The sequence below is a fragment of the Methanosarcina sp. DH1 genome (assembly GCF_020804205.1).
Classification (GTDB): Archaea; Halobacteriota; Methanosarcinia; order Methanosarcinales; family Methanosarcinaceae; genus Methanosarcina; species Methanosarcina vacuolata.
Genome location: NZ_WJBJ01000020.1, coordinates 16,666 through 36,986 on the forward strand (window position 1 = coordinate 16,666; position 20,321 = coordinate 36,986).

The following is a 20,321-nucleotide window of genomic DNA, read 5'->3' on the forward strand; positions in this document are numbered from 1 at the left end:
ACAGGCCTCGTATCTGTTTATTTTAAAGCTAGTTCTCCTTTTTCGCCAGTCCTGATCCGAATAACCTCATCAATGGACTCGACAAAGATCTTTCCATCACCAATCTGGGCAGTTTGATTGACTTCCACAATGGTTTTAATCACCTGATCCACTTCTTCATCATTTACAACTATGCTCAGAAGTCTTTTGGGTATGTATTTCATACCTGTGCTGTACCTTTTCGCGAGCAACCTGGGTTGTATGTAAAAATTAAGCTCTCCTGAGATCCCTCTTTGCTTGCCCTTTCCTAACACCGGAATTGCCGTCATAGAAGGATAACCAATTTTGTCCAGTGCGTCTTTTGTAGCCGACATCTTGTTGGGTCTGATAACCGCAGTAACTTCTTTCATATGAAAACATCCCGGTTTTCAAAATTTTTTACCTTTTAGATTATTCCTCATAACCCTTTTTCACCCGAGCTGATCGTGTATGCAGCTTCAACAGTATTTACAAAGATTTTTCCGTCCCCCATGTTGCCGGTGTATGCTTTTCCGGAAATTATTTTTATCACCTCGTCAACAGCCTCATCTTCTACAGCCATCATGATCATTGTTTTTGCGAGCTCATCGTAATGCACATCCCCAACAGTGATCCCTTTTTGTTTTCCTCTTCCGAAAACGTTTATTTTTGTAAGGGAGTAATAACCGGCTTCTGCAAGTCCGTCGGTTACTTCTTCAGTCCATTCAGGACGTACTATGGCACGGACCATTTTCACTTTTCATCTCTCCTAAATTAATCCATAAGACCATATCTTGCGACCATTTTCTCCAGCTGGTCAATACTCAAGGGTTTTGGAATCACGAACGTATCATTCTCTAAGATTTTCCTGGCGAGTTCCTTGTATTCAAGTGCTTGATTACATGCAGGGTCATACTCCACTACAGTCTTTTTATTGAACTCTGCTTTTTGAACAATATTGTCACGCGGTACAAAATGTATAAGCTGCGTTCCCAGTGCAGAGACAAACTCTTCCATCATTTCCAGCTCATTATCCACCTTACGACTGTTGCAAATAATTCCTCCCAGCCTCACCCCACTTTGTTCGGCATACTTCAACAGGCCCTTACAGATGTTATTTGCCGCATAAGTCGCCATCATCTCTCCAGAAGCAACTATGTATACTTCCTGGGCTTTTCCTTCTCGAATAGGCATTGCAAAACCGCCGCAGACAACATCGCCCAATACGTCAAAGTGAATAAAATCAAGATCTTCAGAATAGGCTCCCATTTCCTCCATGAGATTAATTGCAGTGATAACTCCCCGGCCAGCACAGCCAACACCGGGCTCTGGGCCGCCGGACTCAACGCATTTTATTCCATCAAAACCAGCATTGATGACATTTTCAGCTGTCACAGCTTCCTCGCCAAGCTCTCTTAGAGTATCCATTATCGTAGTTTGAGCTACCCCACCGAGCACAAGACGAGTACAGTCCGCTTTGGGGTCACACCCGTGAATAAAAACTTTTTTGCCATGATAATATGCCATAGCAGCCGCAGTATTCTGTTGAGTGGTGGACTTTCCGATTCCACCCTTTCCATAGAAAGCAATTTTTCTTGTCATTTTACACTCCTTCAGTATTTACGCAAACGTTGCCCAGAAACTCATTTGCTTCTTTGAACTTAGTATCTTGATAGTATCTTGAGCATCCATATGAATTTCTAAACAAAGTTGCCGGATCTTTTATGTTGCCTACCCAAATTTATACATAATAGATTATTTTGATATGAAATATGTTTATTTTTACATAACACCTCTTTTTGCCCGTTTTCTTGTATTGTGTACTCCACCAAATACAATTTCGATTATTTTTGGTAGTTGATATGTTTAATTAAACATAACATCCATTTATTAATAGGAATACAGCTTCTTATTTCCTATCTAATTATATATATATACATTTTCATTGACTTTATTATTGAGATGTTTATTAAAAAATTCATATATATTAAGATTATATAAATAGTTGTTACTACAAAAACGATATCTATTGCTAGATATTCCCCCACAATTAAAGAACAAATCCCAGCTTAAAGATAAAATTAAGGTTACATTTCTGAACGTTAAATATTGTTTTATGACTGAGATCTCCAATTATAAGAAGCAACATAGAAGGATCTAAAATCTCGAACCGTTATGTATAAATATGCATAACGGTCAAACCATTAAATTATAGTGATGCGGTATTTTGACACAAAAATAGAAGGACCATTACAATGTGGAATCCTGGTACATACCGTCTTGATAAAATAGAGTACCAATATGCAAGAATAGACATAACGCTTAGAACTTAAAAAATGAATAATGATGGTGTTTTAAACATAAAAAAGGTTAAAGCAACAATTTGCAAAAAAACAGATACAGTTTTCCCGGAACGGAATGTTAATTCAAAAACGCCCAGGTTAGGAAAACTTCAAATTATACGCGAAACTGGAAAACGAAAAGATATTTCCTGCCATATAGTTCAGGATGGCTCCGGCTTCATTGTGGTATTATTTGAGGGAGGTTAAATGCAATGCAATGTATGCGAAGTCAGGTGCGAAATCGATAAGCATAGTATGGGCAGATGTGGCACTTATGTAAGCACTGGCAATACTGTAATCCAGTACCCTGATATGGGATATCTGGGAGCACTTCCGGTTTCAATAGAAGCAGTTCCTTTACTTCATTTCTATCCATCAGGCAAGTTCCTGCAAGTTTTCAGTACAGGATGTAATTTTCAGTGCCCTGGTTGTATGGCACGGATGCCAGCATCAAGTAGACCTTCGGTCCAGCAAGCCTCACTCAGGCCGTCCGAAATAGTAGAAAAGGCCTTACAACAGGAGTGTCTGGGTGTAGTTTCAGCAATAAATGATCCTGTTGCCAATTACTATCTTTTCAGGGACCTTGCAGTACAGGCACAGGAAAAAAGTTTACTTGTAGGTTGTTCAACCAATTGTTATTTCACAAGTGAGACTTTAGAAGAGTTTGGACAGCTCGTGAACTTTGTAAACGTGGGAATTAAAGGTTATTCTGACAGAAGTTATAGAAATTGTGGAGTTAATTCATCAGCTCCTGTTTTTCGTAACATCTCCAGACTTTTTGACATGGAAATACATGTTGAAACTTCAGTCGTTTATTCAAAGGGAAATGAGGATGATGTTATAAAAGTCGCAGAGGCAGTGTCTGAGATTTCTTCTAATATTCCGTTGCATGTCATGAGATTCCTTCCCTTTGGCTATGCTCCAATAGAACTGGAACCATCAGTGGGAGAAGCGGAAAAAATATGTTCCGACTTGCGCAGATATCTGGATTTTGTCTACCTCTTTAATTCGCCAGGCACGGAACTATTAAACACATACTGTCCTGAATGTGGCAGTCTCCTGATAGAGCGGGAATTTCACAGGCCTTTTGGCTCCAGGCTTGTGAAACCCTGGGCAAGTCACACATGTAGCTGCGGTGGCAGCATTCCAGTTCGGGGAAAAGCTGCCACTGAAGGTTTCAATGAAACAGGTTTCATGGACAGTTACAGTATAAGTCAGGATTTCAGTATGGTTCATGCAGTACTTACATGTCTGGGAGTACTGGACGATTATAAATTAATGGATGTCTGGGGTGAGGATAAATTAATGGATGTCTGGAGTAAGGTATCAGACTCCAAAACCCTTACGCAAATACATAATATGATACGTCAGCCATATTCTTATCTTGAGTTCATCAGGTTTATTGCTGAAATAGCTAATATGCCGGAAAAAGGAGAAGAACTTGTTTCTTTCATTCATAAGCGCTTGAAAATTGTCCAGAACCTTTCAGCAGGAAAAAGCAGTTATAATGTGTATTACTGCATGGGATCTCCTCTCTTTGCCCTGAATGCCGGCAGAATGGAAAATAACCTTGTGACATTTTCCGGTGGTGTGAGTATCAATAAGCAGCTTCAAAAGGAAGGTAAACTGGGTGTAAATGTTTCCCCTTCCTTCATCAATGAGCACAATCCCGGGGTGATTTTTGTCTCAGGTTTCCTTTCTCGCCCTCTCGATGAGTTCTATGCTCTGTGCCAGAAATATGGAATACATGCCGATGCTGTGACACAGCATCGTGTCTATGAAATTCCGCCTTCCTGGGATTTCGGAAGCCCTCGCTGGATATTGGGATTATTGTATATAGCAGACAAGCTGCATCCCGGAAAACTTGGAGTTGACCTGAGAAAAGAAGCAGATGATTTTTATTTGCAGTTTTATGGTATGCGGTTTAAGGAAGCAAGACCTAACAGGTCTTTCCACAGGCCTTCCTCTGGGATTTGGCCACACACGCAAACACTGTATAATGACCTCAAAATGGAGATGCCAAAGCAGGGCTCTACTAAAAATTTCGGCAATGAGATTATTCAACCTTTTAACATCCTGCCAGCCTTTAATATCAAGCTCAAAGGATGACTAAGTAATCGAACGAGTTTCTGATGATGAAATAATAGCTCCAAAGATTTATGAGTTTGGAGGCAAAAATAGTACTCGAGCACTAATAGGTAGCGTTTCTGTAATTTAGGTTCGATCCTCTATCTGCACTCAAGAAGGAGAGGGGAATATGGTTTTGGGTATAAGATTTAATTAAATTTCATGCGTCTTCGGTTAAGTTAGGAATCGTAACAAATTGCGCCAATTCCCTCAACATTTATTAAATACTTAAATAAATCATGAGCTGGAACAGGATATCGATTTCATTTAAACATGCCAAAATTTAAGGCCGCTTTCTAATGCAAAATCGATAGTTTTCAGGCAAGAAAATCCCTTAGCCGATGACCAATGAATTAAATTTAACTTTTTTCGTTCTGGAGAGCTAGATCCAGAACATTTTCGTATACTTCTTTACCCTCTATTTTTAAAATCCTGGCCGTTGACCTTTCAGTGGTAACGTTCCCATCTTGCTGCATATAAACATATGTCCCGTTTTCAATGCCCACGATTACAGAAGAATCAGGGATTACATATATTCCAAAATAATCAGCAAGGGTCGGACTCTTATCTATATCTACAGTCACGACTGTGGCTCTGCCTGCATAATCTGTTGCAACCTGAGCCAAAACAGGATTTAACTCCTGGCACTCTTCACACCACTCAGCTCCAAGTTTCAAAAGAACTGGCCCTTTTTCGAGAGATGTGTTTATCTGATCCAGTTGGGTAATCTCTAAAACAGTACTGTTTTCCTGAGAATTTGTAGAATTTTCCTGTGCTTCCTGAGGACTCGTGACATTTGCCTTGCTATTATTAATACAGCCAGCTGTTAAGATTACAGCCGCAAGGAGAATCAATAGTATAACTGATTTATTCATAATTGTCGTCTACTATTACTGATTTTTTTTAAGCCCATAAAGGTTTTAAGACCTTAAAGGTGATACAGGTATAATATTCACACTGTTATATATATTGTATTTACATCAATTCTTTATTTAAACTATTTGGGTTACCATCTATCTATCTGTGTGTACTAAAATATACCTCGAGGCACTAACAGCAGCACTTGTTTTCCTGGACATAAAAACGTTTGGTCTTTTGCTTAATTCTTTGGATTTCAGGTTTGAAAAAAAAGTAGTAGGTAAATCGCTAAAATCAACGACAAAACGGCTAGTTTTTGAACCTAAACGAGTCTTGACAACTTATTGTGTATTTCAAAAAACTAAAATTTAGTCCATAGTCCGAGGGATTAAATGACTACAGGAAAGTACTGAAATCATCTCTCCAAAAACACTTGAAGTAGAAAATAATTAAAAAAATAATTAAAAAAATAATGGAGAAAAAAGCTCTCCAAACACGTAATACTTCTAAACATAATCAGACAACTTAGTCAACTATCCCGCCTGTGTTTGCAGAATGGACTGAGCGCTGGTACCTGGCAAGGTAACCTGTGATCTCAGTTTTTGGAGGCACAAAGGCAGCTTTCCTCTGCTTAAGTTCTTCGTCTGAAAGTTTCAGGTTCAGTGCTCTTTCAGGAATATTGATTTCGATCATGTCCCCATCTTTTACAAGAGCAATTGGCCCTCCTTCAATAGCCTCAGGGGAGACATGCCCTATGCAGGGCCCACGAGTACCTCCGGAAAAGCGTCCGTCAGTTATCAGAGCCACAGACTCCAGCAGGCCCATACCTCCAAGTGCGGCTGTAGCTGCAAGCATTTCCCGCATTCCAGGGCCGCCTTTCGGACCTTCGTATCGTATAATAACAACGTCTCCAGGTTTCACATTGCCTGCAAGAATATTTTCCATAGCAGCTTGTTCACCGTCATAAACCCGCGCAGGACCTGTATGAACATGCATCCCTGGATCAACTGCAGCCTGTTTTACAACCGAGCCTCCAGGGGCAAGACTGCCTTTCAGGACTGCAATTCCGCCCTGAGCATGAACTGGATTTTCAAGAGTTCCAATAATTTCTTTATTAAGCTTCGGATTAACAATATCCAGTTCTTTCAGATTCTCCCCGATAGTTTTGCCGTTAACAGTACGTTGTTCCAGATGCAGCACAGGGGAAAGCCTCTGCATAATTGCCTGAACTCCACCTGCTCGATCAAAGTGCAACATGAAGTTTGATCCCCCAGGACGAAGTGAGATCAGGTGTGGAGTTGCCCGGCTCAGTTCGTCAAATTTCTCAAGAGGGAGATTCAGCCCGAATTCATGGGCAAGGGCAGGAAGGTGCAGAGTGGTATTTGTGCTCCCTCCGACTGCCATGTCTACCATTATTGCGTTTTCAAAAGATTTAAAAGTAACAAGCTTTCTGGGAGTCAGGTTCTCTTTAACCATTTCGACTATACGTTCACCGGATTCCTTGGCAATTCGGACCTTTTTTGCATCCACTGCATGGGCAGTTGCACAGCCTGGAAGGCTCAGACCAAGCGCTTCAGTCATACATGCCATAGTATTTGCGGTAAACATCCCTGCACAGGACCCCGCTCCATTACATGCAAAATTTTCAAGCCTTTTAAGGTCGTCGTCTGAAATCTTGCCTACTCTATGAGCCCCAACTCCTTCGGAGACTGAGATGAAATCCTTGTAACCGTCATCGATGTATCCAGGAAGCATAGGCCCTCCGGTTACAACAATTGCAGGGATATCAAGCCTGCCTGCTGCCATAAGGTGGCCTGGCACAATCTTGTCACATGTGGGAATGAGGACCATACCGTCAAATTGATGAGCTTTTACCATCAGTTCAATTGTATCCTCAATAATTTCTCTGCTGGGAAGGGAATATTTCATACCCTCGTGTCCCATTGCGATTCCATCGCAGACTCCTATGGTATGGAACTCAAAAGGAACTCCCCCCGCATTCCTGATTCCGGCTTTTACAGCCTCAGCAAGTTTTTTCAGGTGCATATGACCAGGAATTATATCATTCCAGGAATTGACAACTGCGATAAACGGCTTTCTCATCTCGGAATCTGTGACTCCGGTCGCTTTTAAAAGTGAGCGATTGGGGGCTCTTTCCGGTCCTTCTTTGATGATATCGCTTCTCATGTTAAATCTCCATATAATTTCGTGATGAGGATAAAAGTTATAATGTATATACTACTTACGCGCTTGAGGTTAAGTTAGAAGATTACATTCTCGAGAAATAGATTCAGTGTGTCAATTTTTCTGTAAAATCAGAAATCTAAATAAGTTATTGGGTAGAAAATTCCAAATCGGGAGAATCAATTTTGTTCATAGTACTCAAAAACTTGACTTCAAATTTACAGCAAATTTGAGACACTGCCGAATAGATCATCCAAATATTAGGAATTTGTACAGACCTCTAACCTATTAAATTAGAAGATAGGTTTATTAACCGTCAACAGTTATTGGGACTGGAAATCACTTATAGAGAATAGCCACCTCTGAGATGATATCAATGGATTCAATGGAAAAAATATTTGGAAAAACCGCACAGATGACAGTTCTTAAGAACTTGATAGAAAACCAGGAAGAGCCAACCTATCTTTCAGGAATAGCTGAAGAAACTGGCCTGTCTCATTCCAGCGTATCAAGGGTTATCACACCTCTGGTTCTTTCAGGCATTGTTCAGGAAAAACCCCTGGGTAAGCAAATCCGAACTTTTCAGCTGAATATGGAAAATGAGGCAACTAGTGTTATTATAGATTTTTACAGCAAAATTAATCAGATATTGAACTAAATCTGAGTAGTAAGAATCAAGGGAAGTTAAAGCTTCCCAAAATTATTTTTTGATTTTTTGTTTCCTTTGTTTTTGTTTCCTTTGTTTTCACGTAGTTTTATCGCTTTCTAAACAAAATTCCAGCAATGGTGTTTATTTCCAGTGAAGTTTGACATAATATGGCCATGTCTACGTTTTTAAAGTATTATTTGTTGCCCCAGGGGCCAGTAAATTATTTGGATTTTAAAAGTAGGTTTAAATTTTTAGAGTAATATTTGGATTTTAAAATGATTTTTGAATCTTAGAGGAAGTTTTGAGTTTTAGAGGGGAGACGGAAAATGACAAGTTCAATGGTATTTAGGGAACCTACAAGTATTCAGTACTTTACCAAAATCTCTATTTTTAGCACTTAGCCAGCTGGTAGCCAAAACAAATTGAAACCCATAAGATTAAATATGTTTTATCCTTATTTCCCTTGAAATCGGCGCTGGTAAGGCGAGTTAAAAACCAGCTAACGCCCAAAAATAAACAAAAGATATATTCGGGAAACCTACACTATAGTTCTCGCCAAAAAATAAATCAAACCCCTTATAATTATTATAGTGCAAACTGAAATTTACCTATTTATTTAATCCCGCATTCGAGTCCCGAAAAGCGGGGACATTCAGTTAATTTCAAAATTTAAAATTGAGGCTTATAAATGCAGTACCAGGCAACAGTTAGAATTGAACAGAAAGCAGGTATGCTTGACCCTGAAGGCACTACCGCAAAAAGGGCTCTCGGACAACTTGGCTATCAGGTCAGCAGCGTAAAGACCGCAAAGCTGTATGAAATCGTGCTTGAGGCCGAGTCTGCCGAGATTGCAAACCAGAAAGTTGATGAGATGTGCCAGAAACTAATTGCAAACCCAATTATCCATAATTATACAATCGAGCTCAAGGAACTTAACTGAGGCGTGTGGATAAGCAATTGAGGCATAAGAAAAAGCCAAAGCTTTGAAAATTGAGGGAAAAAAATGAAAATTGCCATACTTCAGTTCGGAGGCACAAACTGCGACCAGGACGTCCTGCATGTCCTTAAAGACGTTGTGGGTGTGGACGCCGAGACTGTCTGGTACAAACAGGAAGATCTGACAGGTTTTGACGGAGTCGTCGTCCCTGGAGGCTTCTCCTATGGGGACTATCTCAGGGCAGGAGCAATTGCAGCCCGCACTCCAATAATGAACTCAGTAAAAAAACTTGCAGCCGAAGGAAAGCCTGTGCTTGGAATCTGCAACGGCTTCCAGATTCTTACCGAAGCCCGGGTGCTTGAAGGAGCTCTGACAACTAACGAGTACCCAAAGTTCCGTTGCCACTGGACTAACCTCAGGGTAGAGACCGTTGATACACCTTTCACCTCGAAGTTCAGGAAAGGCGAGGTTATCAGAATGCCTATTGCCCATATGGAAGGTCAGTTCTATGCCGAAGAGAAAACTCTGGCCGAACTTGACGAAAACGAGCAGGTTGTCTTCCGCTATGTGGATGAAAACGGAAAAGTAACGGATGCAGCTAATCCTAATGGTTCCCTAGAAAATATTGCAGGAATTGTAAACACTTCAAGAAATATCTTAGGTCTCATGCCCCATCCAGAGAGAGCCTCCGAGTCAATCCTGGGTTCAGACGATGGTCTGCGGGTTTTCGAGTCCATGGTGGATTATATTTCTGAGAATTTCTAAGAACCTCTTAAAATTTATACAAATTTATAAAAATTTGGGATATTTCAATTTTATTTTCCTACATTTCCGTATTTTTCTTTACTTTTATTTTTCTGGACTTTTTTGTTTTTAACATAATTTATCCAGTTTTACGAATTTGCTCTTTTACACTCCTATGTTAATCTCTTATATCTGTCTTGAATTCCTTTTCATGACCTCTATTTTTTTCTCAGACAATCATGCTGGACTCAAAATTTAATATTTTTGACATTGTATTCAATTTTCGATATCAAGTGGACCTATTGATTATACAGGTAAAAACAAATTCAGGTTTATTTTTCAGAAAATATGTTTCAAAATCATTTTATTATTAGAGATTATTATTCATACGAGTTATTATAAAAACAAAAATTGTATTTCTATATATATAATTTAGAATTAAGGGGAGTATTAGTTCATGAAAGGGAAATCAATCCAAAACATCTGCATAATCTTTCTTCTTGTGCTAGGTGCAACAGCTACCCAGGCAAATGCTGCGGTTTTTACCGTAGGAATTAACGGGGGAGAAAATTATACTTCGATTCAAGAGGCTGTCAATAATTCACAGAACGGGGATACGATTGTTGTAAGCCCTGGCATATACATAGAAAATGTAAATGTAACTAAAGAACTTGCAATTGTCTCAAAAACTGATGTTTCGGGCGACAGGGCGAACCGTACCTATGTCATAGGCGCAATCCCGGCAAATGACGTCTTCGGTATTAAATCAAATAACGTGAAAATAACCGGTTTCCATATTATGGGAGGTCCTTCAGGAATTGATGCTTATAAGGAAGTCGGGATTTACCTTGAAGGCGTGCAGGGCTGTTCCTTAAGTAACAATACTCTGATGTTAAATGATGTCGGCATTGGCCTCGAAAATTCTCAAGGCAATTTCCTTGACAACAATCAGATATGTCTTGGCTCGACAGGCATCATTCTTTCCAGATCGAACGAAAACAAGTTGTCAAACAACCTGGTAGAGACAAATGACGAGGGAATCCTGCTGGATAACTCTACTAACAATACTCTCATGAATAACACTGCAAAATCAAACGATATAGGACTCCTGCTTGGCACTTCAAGAACTAACATGCTTGAAAACAATTCCATTTCAAAAAACAGTTATGGAGTAGTACTTGAAAATATGGCAGAATCTAATACTCTGACTAATAACAGCCTTTCCATGAATGGCCTTGGAATATATCTTAGAGGGGCTACCAGTAATATGATTTTCCTCAATAAATTCTTCAACTTCATCAATGCAGTGGATGAAGGAACGAATTCCTGGAACAGCAGTTCAGCAGGCAATAAGTGGAAAGATTATAATGGAACAGATGCTGACGGAAATGGTATAGGTGACACTCCTTATGTTGTTAACCAGACAACTGGAAGCATAGACTACATGCCTCTGGCAAATAACGTTTCCTCAAATAATCAATGAAATATGAGATCTAAGTAATGAAATATAAGTAGCAATTACACTGGAATGTCGTAAAGAGTACTAAATAAAGAAATCTGCTAAACTTTTGCTGGTGAGAGCTCAAAAACAAAAACAGCTTGATTTCTTTTTAATTTTTTCTTTTTTTCAGCTCTCCTTTTTTTCAGCTCTCCTTTTTTTCAGCTCTCCTTTTTTTCAGCTCTCCTTTTTTAGTTTCCCGAATATTCACTTCAGTTCGGCTTTTTTCAGTTCTTCCCTGATATTTTCTACAGTCTGCCAGGACTGCCTGACTATTTCAGGGAACTCCCCGGAGTGCTCTTTTCCCCAGTTCAACAGGAATTCTTTTGTCTTCGGGTCTGAGGGGTAACCGCTGCCGAAGTCGAGGCCCCATTCTTTCTTGAGTTCTTCGATAAGCTCATCCCTGCGCACCTTTGCAATAATAGAGGCTGCCGATACAACAGGATAAATAGCGTCGGCCTGATGCATGGAAATTATATCTATTTCCTTTGCGTGGTCAGGGCTGGTTTTTGCGTACTGCCTGCGTAGGTTAGCTCCAAAACGCTCTGCATTGACATCAGCAGCATCGGCATATAGGAGGTCAGGTTTTAGCTGTTCAAGCACTTTTGAAAAACAGACCACCATGATTTCATTCATTGTCATGATCTTGCGGAGTTCGTCAATCTGGGAAGGGCTGACCTCAAGAACAAAAAAGCCATCTGCGTGTTTTTTAATCTGAGTTGCGAGCTGCTCCCTTTTTTTTGGTGTCAGTTTCTTGGAATCTGCGACTCCCAGGACTTTAAGGATATGGGCTCTGGACTCTTCAATTTTTACGCCTCCTATGCACATGGGCCCGATTACAGGGCCTTTTCCGGCTTCATCAATTCCTGCGATCATCATTTTTCGGCTGCCTCCTGATTTGAAGAAAGAGAGCTTCTTATTATTTATAAAAGTAGGTAAAGGTATAGTTTACAAAGTATTAATATGGAGCTCTATTAGAATCCTATGAAAACAAACCTTCATTAATTTGAACTTAATAGCTTGATGCAGTTTCACTTCTCATTTTTAGTTTCTCACAGATAATTAGCAGGTTTTTTATGAAACAAATATTATAAAGTTTCAACTATATATAATGTGATATTTATATTTTTACTTTTAAATAAATACTAGGTGAAATAGAAAAACTTAACTGTTAAATATCTTAAAGGAAACTTACTTTATTATTTTAAAAGAAGACTGTGGAAGTTAAAGAGCCGAGGCAGATTTCAAGGTGTTTAAAGAATTAGGAAGCTTTTCCAATATAGTGACATTTCTTTCTTAGTTGGAATCCTGAATATCTTCTGATGTACATCCTTAAAAAATGATATTTTATCTTCCATATTTAACTTTTCACTCATGATATTTATATTAATTATATGGCCTGCCTCTGTATCATAAGAAGCAAAGTCGAGGTACAAAAAAGAGCACAGTGAAATAACTATGTACTATGCCCACTCTACAGACAGACAAGATAAGTCTGATTGGCAACCCCTAAAAGTTCATCTGGAAAATGTAGCAGATATTGCCTCAGGATTTTCTAGAGAATTCAATGCAGAACAATTTGGATATGCTTCGGGTTTACTGCATGATATTGGTAAATATTCCCCCGAATTTCAGAGACGTTTAGACGGAGTCAAGATCAGAGTCGATCATTCTACTGCAGGCGCACAAGAAGCTAGAAAACTCTACGGAATATTTCAAAGTCGTATTCTGGAATATATCATAACCGGGCATCATGGAGGCCTTCTCAATTATGGGACTAAAGAGTGTGGACTCGATGAACGCTTATCAAGGCCTTTTTTATCTGATTACTCTGCATATAAAAGTGAAATTTTAGTTCCAGATCTGAACAAAGTTCGTCCCAGTCTTACACCTATCAACAATAAGATAGGATTTGCAATTTCGTTTTATACCCGTATGCTCTTCTCATGCCTGGTTGATGCTGATTTTCTTGATACAGAACGATTTATTTCACCTGACAAATCTTATTTCAGAGGACAGCATGAGTCGTTCGATAAGCTTTTCACAAAATTTGATAACTACATGAAAACCAAACTTTCAACAGCTGCAGAAAATTCGATTAATAGATATCGAAGAGAAATCTATGAACAATGTATAGAGAAAGCCGAATTACCTCCACAGATGTTTTCTTTGACTGTTCCTACAGGTGGAGGGAAAACTCTCTCATCAATGGCATTTGCCCTGAACCATTTGAAAAAGCACAATTTGAACAGAATTCTCTATGTTATACCATATACAAGCATTATAGAACAGAACGCAGATATATTCCGCGAAATTTTTGGAAACCAAAACGTGCTTGAACACCATAGCAACTACGATCCGAAAAATGAAAAATCTGAAAATACTGATGTTGCACAGGAGAAATTGAAACTTTCATCTGAAAACTGGGATATTCCTATTATTGTTACAACCAATGTCCAGTTTTTTGAATCTCTTTTTTCCAATAGAGTTTCTCGATGTCGTAAGCTGCATAATCTTGCAAAGAGTGTAATAATTCTTGATGAAGCCCAAATGCTACCTACGAGCTTTTTAAAACCGTGTCTTGCAGCTCTTTCTGAACTGGTAGTCAATTACGGGTCAACGGTCGTTATATGTACGGCTACTCAGCCTAATCTCAATGAGCTTCTGGACCAGCGTGTAAAGCCTGTTGAGATTATACACTCACCTCAGGAGCTGTACGAAGCTTTCAGGCGAGTTCATGTAGCAGATTTGGGAGATATATCCGATAGTGACCTTTCAGCCAGGTTAAAAGCACATAATCAAGTTTTGTGTATTGTTAATACTCGTAAACACGCACAAAATCTGTATGAGCAACTTTCTAAATCAGATAACTGTTATCACCTGAGTGCAAGACTTTCAGCTAAGTTAAAAGCGCATAAACAAGTTCGGTGTATCGTTAACACACGACGTAAACATGCACAGAATCTGTATGGACAACTTTCTAAATCAAATAGTTGTTATCACCTGAGTGCAAGAATGTGTCCGGTTCATAGGAGAAAGAAACTGAAAGAGATCAAAGATTTACTGAGAAAAGGGGCTGAATGCCGGGTTGTTTCCACCCAACTGATAGAAGCTGGAGTTGATATTGATTTTCCCGCTGTGTATCGGGCAATGTCTGGAATTGATTCTGTCTGTCAGGCTTCTGGGAGATGTAACCGCGAAGGAAAATTGGCTTCTGGAGAAGTTTATGTTTTTCGATCTACTGAAGATTATGGAAAGGCAACGCACTGGCAGAGCCGGATTGCTGAGATTGGAAGCATGGTCTTTGATGAATGGGATGACCCGTTATCGCTCCCGGCTGTGGATAGATATTTTGAGAAACTTTATTCATATGAAGGTGACGGACTTGATAAAAAGAGAGTTCTGCCCGCTTTTGAAGAGAGACTGAAGGATGTTGCATTTCCGTTTGAGGATGTAGCCAATGTATTCAACCTTATTGAGAATGATACGCGAGATATCATTATTCTTTATGATGAGAAAGCCAGATCCATTATCAAACAGATTCAACAGACTGGATTGCCTGGGAAGTACATTCGAAATCTACAGGGATATACAGTAAGCGTTTATGTAGAAGAGTTCAAGGCACTCGAAAAAAGCAATGCGATCTTTTCGATAGATGATAGATTTTTTGTTTTGAAGAAATTGGATGACTATTATTCTGAAGATACTGGACTTTTAAACCGAAAATATAATGATGACGACTTGTTGCTGATTGCTTAAGGAGGTGATTGGAATGGGATTTGGAATCAAATTGAAAGTATGGGGAGATTATGCCTGCTTTACACGACCTGAAATGAAAGTTGAACGTGTAAGTTATGATGTCATAACTCCCTCAGCAGCGCGAGGTATTCTTGAAGCAATTTACTGGAAGCCTGCGATTTTCTGGAAAATTGATAGAATTCACGTTTTGAACCCGATAAAGTTTGACAACATCCGCAGAAACGAAAGGCCGGGAAAAATACTTGCAGGTAACGTGAAAGCTGCATTCAAAGGAAATGATGTTGTCCTTTATCAGGACTCCACCGAGGATACTGTTCAAAGGGCTTCCCTTGTTTTGCGTGACGTTTGCTATGTTATTGAGGCTCATTTTGAGATGACAGACCATGCAGGTCCCGACGATACAGTCGAAAAACACTACAATATCGCACTTAGACGGATGCGAAAAGGACAATGTTTTCATCACCCTTATTTTGGCTGTCGTGAGTTTCCGGTTCAGTTTGAGTTAATTGAGAATGAAGTTCCTGTGTCTTATTATTTTGGAAAAAAAGAAGGAGAAAAAGATCTTGGGTTCATGCTTTATGATATTGACTTTTCTGACAAGATGAAAGCCGTCTTTTTCCGCGCCTGTATGGTGGACGGAGTTATTGATGTTCAGAAATGTCTGTCTAGCGGGGGAGTCTCATGATCATCCAATCACTCTGCCGCTATTATGATATTCTTGCTAAAGACGAGAACGCAAATATTCCAAAGCTAGGATATAGCAGCGCTAAAGTCTCATTTGCCCTGGTCATTTCTCCTGATGGCGCTCTTTCATATATTATTGATCTTAGAAGTGATGACAAGAAGCCAAAACCCAAAGATATGGAAGTGCCTATACAGAAGTCACGCTCTAGTGGTGTATTTTCATATTTCGTCTGTGAAAATGCAAAGTATGTTTTTGGTGTTGAAAAAGTAAAAAAAAGTGAATTTGAGAAGAAATTTAGTTTGAATTCAAAGAACAGTACTGATTACTATAAAATACTTGAGGAAAATGATAAAGAAGTCACTCTTGTCCATCAGCGTTCCAGAGAGTGCTTTGAGGCTTTCAAAACACTTCACCATAGTATATTGGATGGTCTTAATGATCAAGAAGTCCGCGGATTCCTTTCTTTTCTGGATGGATGGAATCCAGAAGAGTTCCTCGAAAATCCAAAGACCAGAGAGTACAAAGATGATATTCTTGCTGGCGGAAACTGTGTTTTTGAGTGTAACGGGAATTTTTTGCATGAAAAAAGTGCGGTTAGAAACGCCTGGGAAACTTACTCTCAGAATGAAACTGGCAGCACGTTTGCCCAGTGCCTGATAAGTGGAAAAGTAGAGCCGGTAGCCAAGATACATCAAAAGATAAAAGGTGTTGTCGGGGCCCAATCGGCAGGAGCTTCCATTGTCAGTTTCAATAACGATGCTTTCTGTTCTTATGGAAAAGAACAGAGTTTTAATTCTCCAATAAGCGAATCCGCGATGTTTAAGTATACAACTGCTCTGAATCATCTTCTTTCAAGTCCCAGTAACAGGATAAGGATTGCGGATACTACAGTTGTTTTCTGGGCTGAGACAAGTGAAAAATTCTGTGAAAAATCCTGTGAAGAACTTGTTAAATTCTTTTTTGACCCTCCAGAACCAGAGAAAAAAGAAGAAAAAAATGTAGAGGGCTCTCGGGTACAGGACATAACCACAGTCAAAGAAATAGAGGAAATTCTCAATAAGGTCAGAATCGGCAAGAAAGTAAATCAAGAGGACATTGGGACAGATCCAGAGACGAATTTCTACATTCTTGGTTTGTCTCCCAATAATGCACGGCTTGCTGTACGTTTCTGGTATGTTGCCAGTATTGGGAGTTTGATTGAAAAAGTGGCTCGTCACCATCTGGACATGGAAGTTATCAGAGATGATTATGGTCCAAGATATGTCTCAGTATATCGCCTGTTGAATGAGACAGTCCCTCAGAGTTCTGACAAAAAAACAGTTTCTCCACTTCTTGGTGGTCTTATTTTGCGCTCGATTCTTACCGACACAGGCTATCCTATCTCATTATATAGTGCAATCCTGAGCCGTGTTAAAGTAGATGGCTCAATAAATTTTGTCAGAGCTGGTTTTATCAAAGCATATCTACTCAGATTGAGCAGAGCTGGATTATCGAATTTGAGTCAGGATTTGATTACCATGAGTTTAAATGAGGAAAGTTCTAGTGTGCCGTATCGTTTAGGAAGGTTGTTTGCCGCTCTTGAAAAGGCACAGAATGATACGAACAGAGAGATGAAGAGCACCATTAACAGTAAGTACTTTAGCAGCGCCTCGTCAACACCCGCTGTTGTATTTCCTGTGCTGTTAAAACTTGCACAACACCACATTGCCAAATCAGAATGGGGTTTCAGGTCCAATCAGTTGATTGAACAAATTCTGGAAGGCGTGGATGAGTTTCCTGCGTACCTGAATCTTGAAGATCAGGGTATGTTCATGCTTGGTTACTATCATCAACGTAAGGCTTTTTTCACGAAAAAAGAGGTTCCATCAAATAAGGAGGTGCCATTATGAGCGAAATAATCAAGAATCGATATGAATTTGTGCTGTTGTTTGATGTAGAGAATGGAAACCCTAACGGCGATCCTGATATGGGAAATATGCCCAGGGTTGATCCACAGACAGGTAATGGAATTGTTACCGATGTTTGTCTTAAGAGAAAGGTCAGAGATTATGTTGACCTCGTGAAAAGTGGAAACGCAGGATATGAGATCTATGTTAAATCCGGTGCTGTCCTCAATAGTCAGCACAAGAAGGCCTATGATTACCTTGGAATAAACCCAGATTCCAAAAAACCCAAAGATGACGAACTGACAAAATTCATGTGTCAGAATTTTTTTGACATTCGGACATTCGGTGCTGTAATGACAACAGAGATTAACTGTGGTCAGGTTAGAGGGCCTGTACAGTTCAGTTTTGCACGCAGCATTGATCCAATTTTCCAGCAAGAAGTAACAGTTACTCGTTGTGCCGTCACCAATGAGAAAGATGCTGAAAAAGGTCAGACTATGGGCAAAAAACAGATTGTGCCGTATGGGTTGTATCGCGCAGAAGGATATGTCTCCGCTCATCTGGCTAAAAAGACCGAATTTATAGAAGATGATCTTGAACTTCTCTGGGACAGCCTGGTCAATATGTTTGAGCATGATCATTCGGCAGCAAGGGGAAAAATGTCTGCAAGAAAACTTATTGTTTTCAAGCATAACAGTGAACTTGGCTGCTGTCAGTCTCATGTCCTTTTCGATAAAGTGAAGGTGGAAAGGCTTTCCTGTGATATGCCTTCTCGTTCTTTTGCAGATTATAAAGTAACAATTGCAGATGACATGCCGAATGGTATTGAATTAATTGAGAAATTATGATCGAAAAGAAATATGCCGAAGATGAGTTGCTCTCGTTGTCAGGCATACAACATTTCCATTTTTGTAAGCGTCAATGGGCTTTAATTCATATTGAGCGCCAGTGGGAAGAAAATCTTCAGACAACCGAGGGCCGCTTTCTCCATGAGCGTGTGGACAATCCATTCCTTAAAGAAAGCAGAGGCGACATTATGTTGTCAAGAGCATTCCCACTGGTTTCATATCAACTTGGACTTTATGGGGTTGCAGATGTCATTGAGTATGTCCGATCTGAAAATGGTATTTCTCTTCCGGGTTATGAAGGTTTGTGGAAAATGCATCCCGTAGAGTATAAAAGAGGCAAACCGAAAATTGACGAGCGAGATGAAGTGCAGCTCTGTGCGCAGGCGATGTGCCTTGAAGAGATGTTTAATGTAACTATAAACTCTGCTGATTTTTATTATAACGAAATTCGGAGAAGAATTCAGCTTGAAATAACCGAAGAGTTAAGAAATCTTGTGATTTCTTTGTCCGATGAAATGCATTGTCTCTTTAAGAAAGAGCTTACACCATCTGCTGAAAAATCCCGAAACTGCAAATATTGTTCTCTTGTAGATGTCTGTGTTCCGAAATTAACGAAAAAGTTTGTTTCTGCCCGTAAATATGTCAGAAGTCATATGGATGAAGCCTGTAATGGCGATCTCTGAATTAATCAAAATTTTTGGAAGTATATCTTTATAAATATAATTTATCCAAACTTCAAGTTAGTAGAGGGGTTCTATATCCATGAGAAAATTGCTGAATACATTATATGTCACAACTCCAGAATCCTATCTTCTTAGAGACGGAGAGAATGTCGTTATTAAGGTAAAAAATGTTGAAACATTTCGTATTCCGATACATAATCTTGAGGGTATAGTTTGTTTTGCATACATGGGTGCCAGTCCCCAGCTGATGCAACTCTGTACTGACAATAAAGTTGGACTCTCTTTTTTGACCCCGAATGGAAAATTTCTGGCGCGTGTTAGTGGAAAAGTTAGAGGGAATGTGCTTCTACGGCGTACACAATATCGAAAAGCAGACAATGAAGACGATTCTCTGGATCTTGCTAAGTGCCTTATCATAGGAAAAATCGTCAATTGCAGGACTGTTCTTGGCAGAGGTATCCGTGACCACGGAGATGTAATAAATACCGGCAAAATCCGTTCAGTTGATGATTTGTTGATAGATAACCTCAAGAGCATTGAATCATGTTTAAATTCGGATTCTCTTCGCGGCATTGAAGGAAATTGTGCTAAATTTTACTTTGACGCATTGGATGAACTTATTCTTAAGCAAAAGGATAGCTTCTTTATATTTAACAGAAACAGGAGGCCTCCTCTTGATAATATGAATTCATTACTGTCTTTTTTGTATACACTGCTTGCTCATGACGTTGAATCCGCCTTGGAAACCGTTGGACTTGATCCATATGTTGGCTTTTTCCATACAGACCGTCCTGGAAGACCCAGTCTTGCGCTTGATTTGATGGAGGAACTCCGGCCTTTCATGGCTGATCGCCTTGCATTGAATATGGTTAACCTCAAGCAGGTCGATGGAAAAGACTTTATCAAAAAGGAAAACGGAGCTGTCCTCATGACTGAGGACGGAAGGAAAGGAATACTGGCAGCCTGGCAAAAGAGGAAACAGGATCAAATTACCCATCCATATTTAAATGAAAAGCTTTCTGTCGGATTAATTCCGTATGTGCAAGCAATGTTATTGGCTCGCTATTTAAGGGGAGATATTGATGGATATCCACCATTTTTTATGAATTGAGGTGTTTTTAGTG

General features: G+C 39.5%; 18 protein-coding genes. 12 read left to right on the forward strand and 6 right to left on the reverse strand.

The window, feature by feature from the left end; all coding sequences use genetic code 11:
• Window positions 1-17: 17 nt before the first annotated feature.
• The 3 genes from FXW07_RS10470 to nifH are packed head-to-tail and all read right to left on the reverse strand — an operon-like array spanning window position 18 to window position 1,599.
• Window positions 18-389, reverse strand: coding sequence for a P-II family nitrogen regulator (locus FXW07_RS10470; protein ID WP_229395391.1), 372 nt, complete (start codon window positions 387-389; stop codon window positions 18-20).
• Between the two features lie 47 nt (window positions 390-436).
• A complete protein-coding gene (locus FXW07_RS10475) occupies window positions 437-754 on the reverse strand; it encodes a P-II family nitrogen regulator (RefSeq protein ID WP_229395392.1) in 318 nt (105 codons plus the stop codon).
• A 17-nt stretch (window positions 755-771) separates the two neighbouring features.
• Window positions 772-1,599, reverse strand: coding sequence for a nitrogenase iron protein (gene nifH / locus FXW07_RS10480; protein ID WP_229395393.1), 828 nt, complete (start codon window positions 1,597-1,599; stop codon window positions 772-774).
• A 734-nt stretch (window positions 1,600-2,333) separates the two neighbouring features.
• Here nifH and FXW07_RS10485 point away from each other — a divergent pair.
• Complete coding sequence (locus tag FXW07_RS10485; RefSeq protein ID WP_229395394.1) at window positions 2,334-2,546, forward strand: hypothetical protein; 213 nt, start codon at window positions 2,334-2,336, stop codon at window positions 2,544-2,546.
• Entirely contained in the window at window positions 2,547-4,448 is a 1,902-nt protein-coding gene (locus tag FXW07_RS10490) for a radical SAM protein (RefSeq protein WP_229395395.1), read from the forward strand. It begins immediately after the preceding gene.
• Between the two features lie 377 nt (window positions 4,449-4,825).
• On the opposite strand, the gene FXW07_RS10495 is transcribed toward FXW07_RS10490, so the two are convergent.
• Together FXW07_RS10495 and ilvD are read right to left on the reverse strand one after the other, a co-directional pair.
• On the reverse strand, window positions 4,826-5,341 hold the full coding sequence (locus FXW07_RS10495; RefSeq protein WP_229395396.1) for a thioredoxin family protein: 516 nt from the start codon (window positions 5,339-5,341) through the stop codon (window positions 4,826-4,828).
• A gap of 508 nt (window positions 5,342-5,849) precedes the next feature.
• A complete protein-coding gene (gene ilvD / locus FXW07_RS10500; protein WP_229395397.1) occupies window positions 5,850-7,511 on the reverse strand; it encodes a dihydroxy-acid dehydratase in 1,662 nt (553 codons plus the stop codon).
• Between the two features lie 373 nt (window positions 7,512-7,884).
• Here ilvD and FXW07_RS10505 point away from each other — a divergent pair, with 373 nt between their 5' ends.
• The 4 genes from FXW07_RS10505 (at window position 7,885) to FXW07_RS10520 (ending at window position 11,321) form a co-directional block, all read left to right on the forward strand.
• Window positions 7,885-8,166, forward strand: coding sequence for a MarR family transcriptional regulator (locus FXW07_RS10505; protein ID WP_229395398.1), 282 nt, complete (start codon window positions 7,885-7,887; stop codon window positions 8,164-8,166).
• A gap of 679 nt (window positions 8,167-8,845) precedes the next feature.
• Window positions 8,846-9,097: a phosphoribosylformylglycinamidine synthase subunit PurS gene (gene purS, locus FXW07_RS10510; protein ID WP_048118445.1), complete on the forward strand. Its 252-nt coding sequence runs from the start codon at window positions 8,846-8,848 to the stop codon at window positions 9,095-9,097.
• Window positions 9,098-9,160: 63 nt separating this feature from the next.
• Window positions 9,161-9,859 (forward strand): phosphoribosylformylglycinamidine synthase subunit PurQ, encoded by a 699-nt coding sequence (gene purQ, locus FXW07_RS10515; protein ID WP_048121224.1) that lies wholly within the window; start codon window positions 9,161-9,163, stop codon window positions 9,857-9,859.
• Between the two features lie 436 nt (window positions 9,860-10,295).
• Window positions 10,296-11,321 carry a NosD domain-containing protein gene (locus tag FXW07_RS10520; RefSeq protein ID WP_229395399.1) on the forward strand — a complete coding sequence of 342 codons (1,026 nt, stop codon included), beginning with the start codon at window positions 10,296-10,298 and terminating at the stop codon, window positions 11,319-11,321.
• A 222-nt stretch (window positions 11,322-11,543) separates the two neighbouring features.
• Here FXW07_RS10520 and rnhB read toward each other — a convergent pair whose 3' ends face one another.
• The gene (rnhB, locus tag FXW07_RS10525; RefSeq protein WP_048121229.1) at window positions 11,544-12,215 is read right to left on the reverse strand and encodes a ribonuclease HII; all 672 of its coding nucleotides are present in this window, start codon (window positions 12,213-12,215) and stop codon (window positions 11,544-11,546) included.
• Window positions 12,216-12,794: 579 nt separating this feature from the next.
• Here rnhB and cas3 point away from each other — a divergent pair.
• The 6 genes from cas3 (at window position 12,795) to cas1c (ending at window position 20,308) form a co-directional block, all read left to right on the forward strand.
• Window positions 12,795-15,095, forward strand: a complete 2,301-nt coding sequence (gene cas3, locus FXW07_RS10530; protein ID WP_229395400.1) for a CRISPR-associated helicase Cas3' — start codon at window positions 12,795-12,797, stop codon at window positions 15,093-15,095.
• A 13-nt stretch (window positions 15,096-15,108) separates the two neighbouring features.
• On the forward strand, window positions 15,109-15,780 hold the full coding sequence (cas5c, locus tag FXW07_RS10535) for a type I-C CRISPR-associated protein Cas5c (protein ID WP_048156519.1): 672 nt from the start codon (window positions 15,109-15,111) through the stop codon (window positions 15,778-15,780).
• Window positions 15,777-17,669, forward strand: a complete 1,893-nt coding sequence (gene cas8c / locus FXW07_RS10540) for a type I-C CRISPR-associated protein Cas8c/Csd1 (RefSeq protein ID WP_229395401.1) — start codon at window positions 15,777-15,779, stop codon at window positions 17,667-17,669. The genes cas5c and cas8c overlap by 4 nt, the downstream gene beginning before the upstream one ends.
• The gene (gene cas7c / locus FXW07_RS10545) at window positions 17,666-18,514 is read left to right on the forward strand and encodes a type I-C CRISPR-associated protein Cas7/Csd2 (protein WP_229395402.1); all 849 of its coding nucleotides are present in this window, start codon (window positions 17,666-17,668) and stop codon (window positions 18,512-18,514) included. The genes cas8c and cas7c overlap by 4 nt, the downstream gene beginning before the upstream one ends.
• Window positions 18,511-19,197, forward strand: coding sequence for a CRISPR-associated protein Cas4 (gene cas4, locus FXW07_RS10550; protein ID WP_048156530.1), 687 nt, complete (start codon window positions 18,511-18,513; stop codon window positions 19,195-19,197). Before cas7c ends, cas4 begins: the two co-directional genes overlap by 4 nt.
• A gap of 79 nt (window positions 19,198-19,276) precedes the next feature.
• On the forward strand, window positions 19,277-20,308 hold the full coding sequence (gene cas1c / locus FXW07_RS10555; protein ID WP_229395403.1) for a type I-C CRISPR-associated endonuclease Cas1c: 1,032 nt from the start codon (window positions 19,277-19,279) through the stop codon (window positions 20,306-20,308).
• Window positions 20,309-20,321 lie beyond the last annotated feature (13 nt).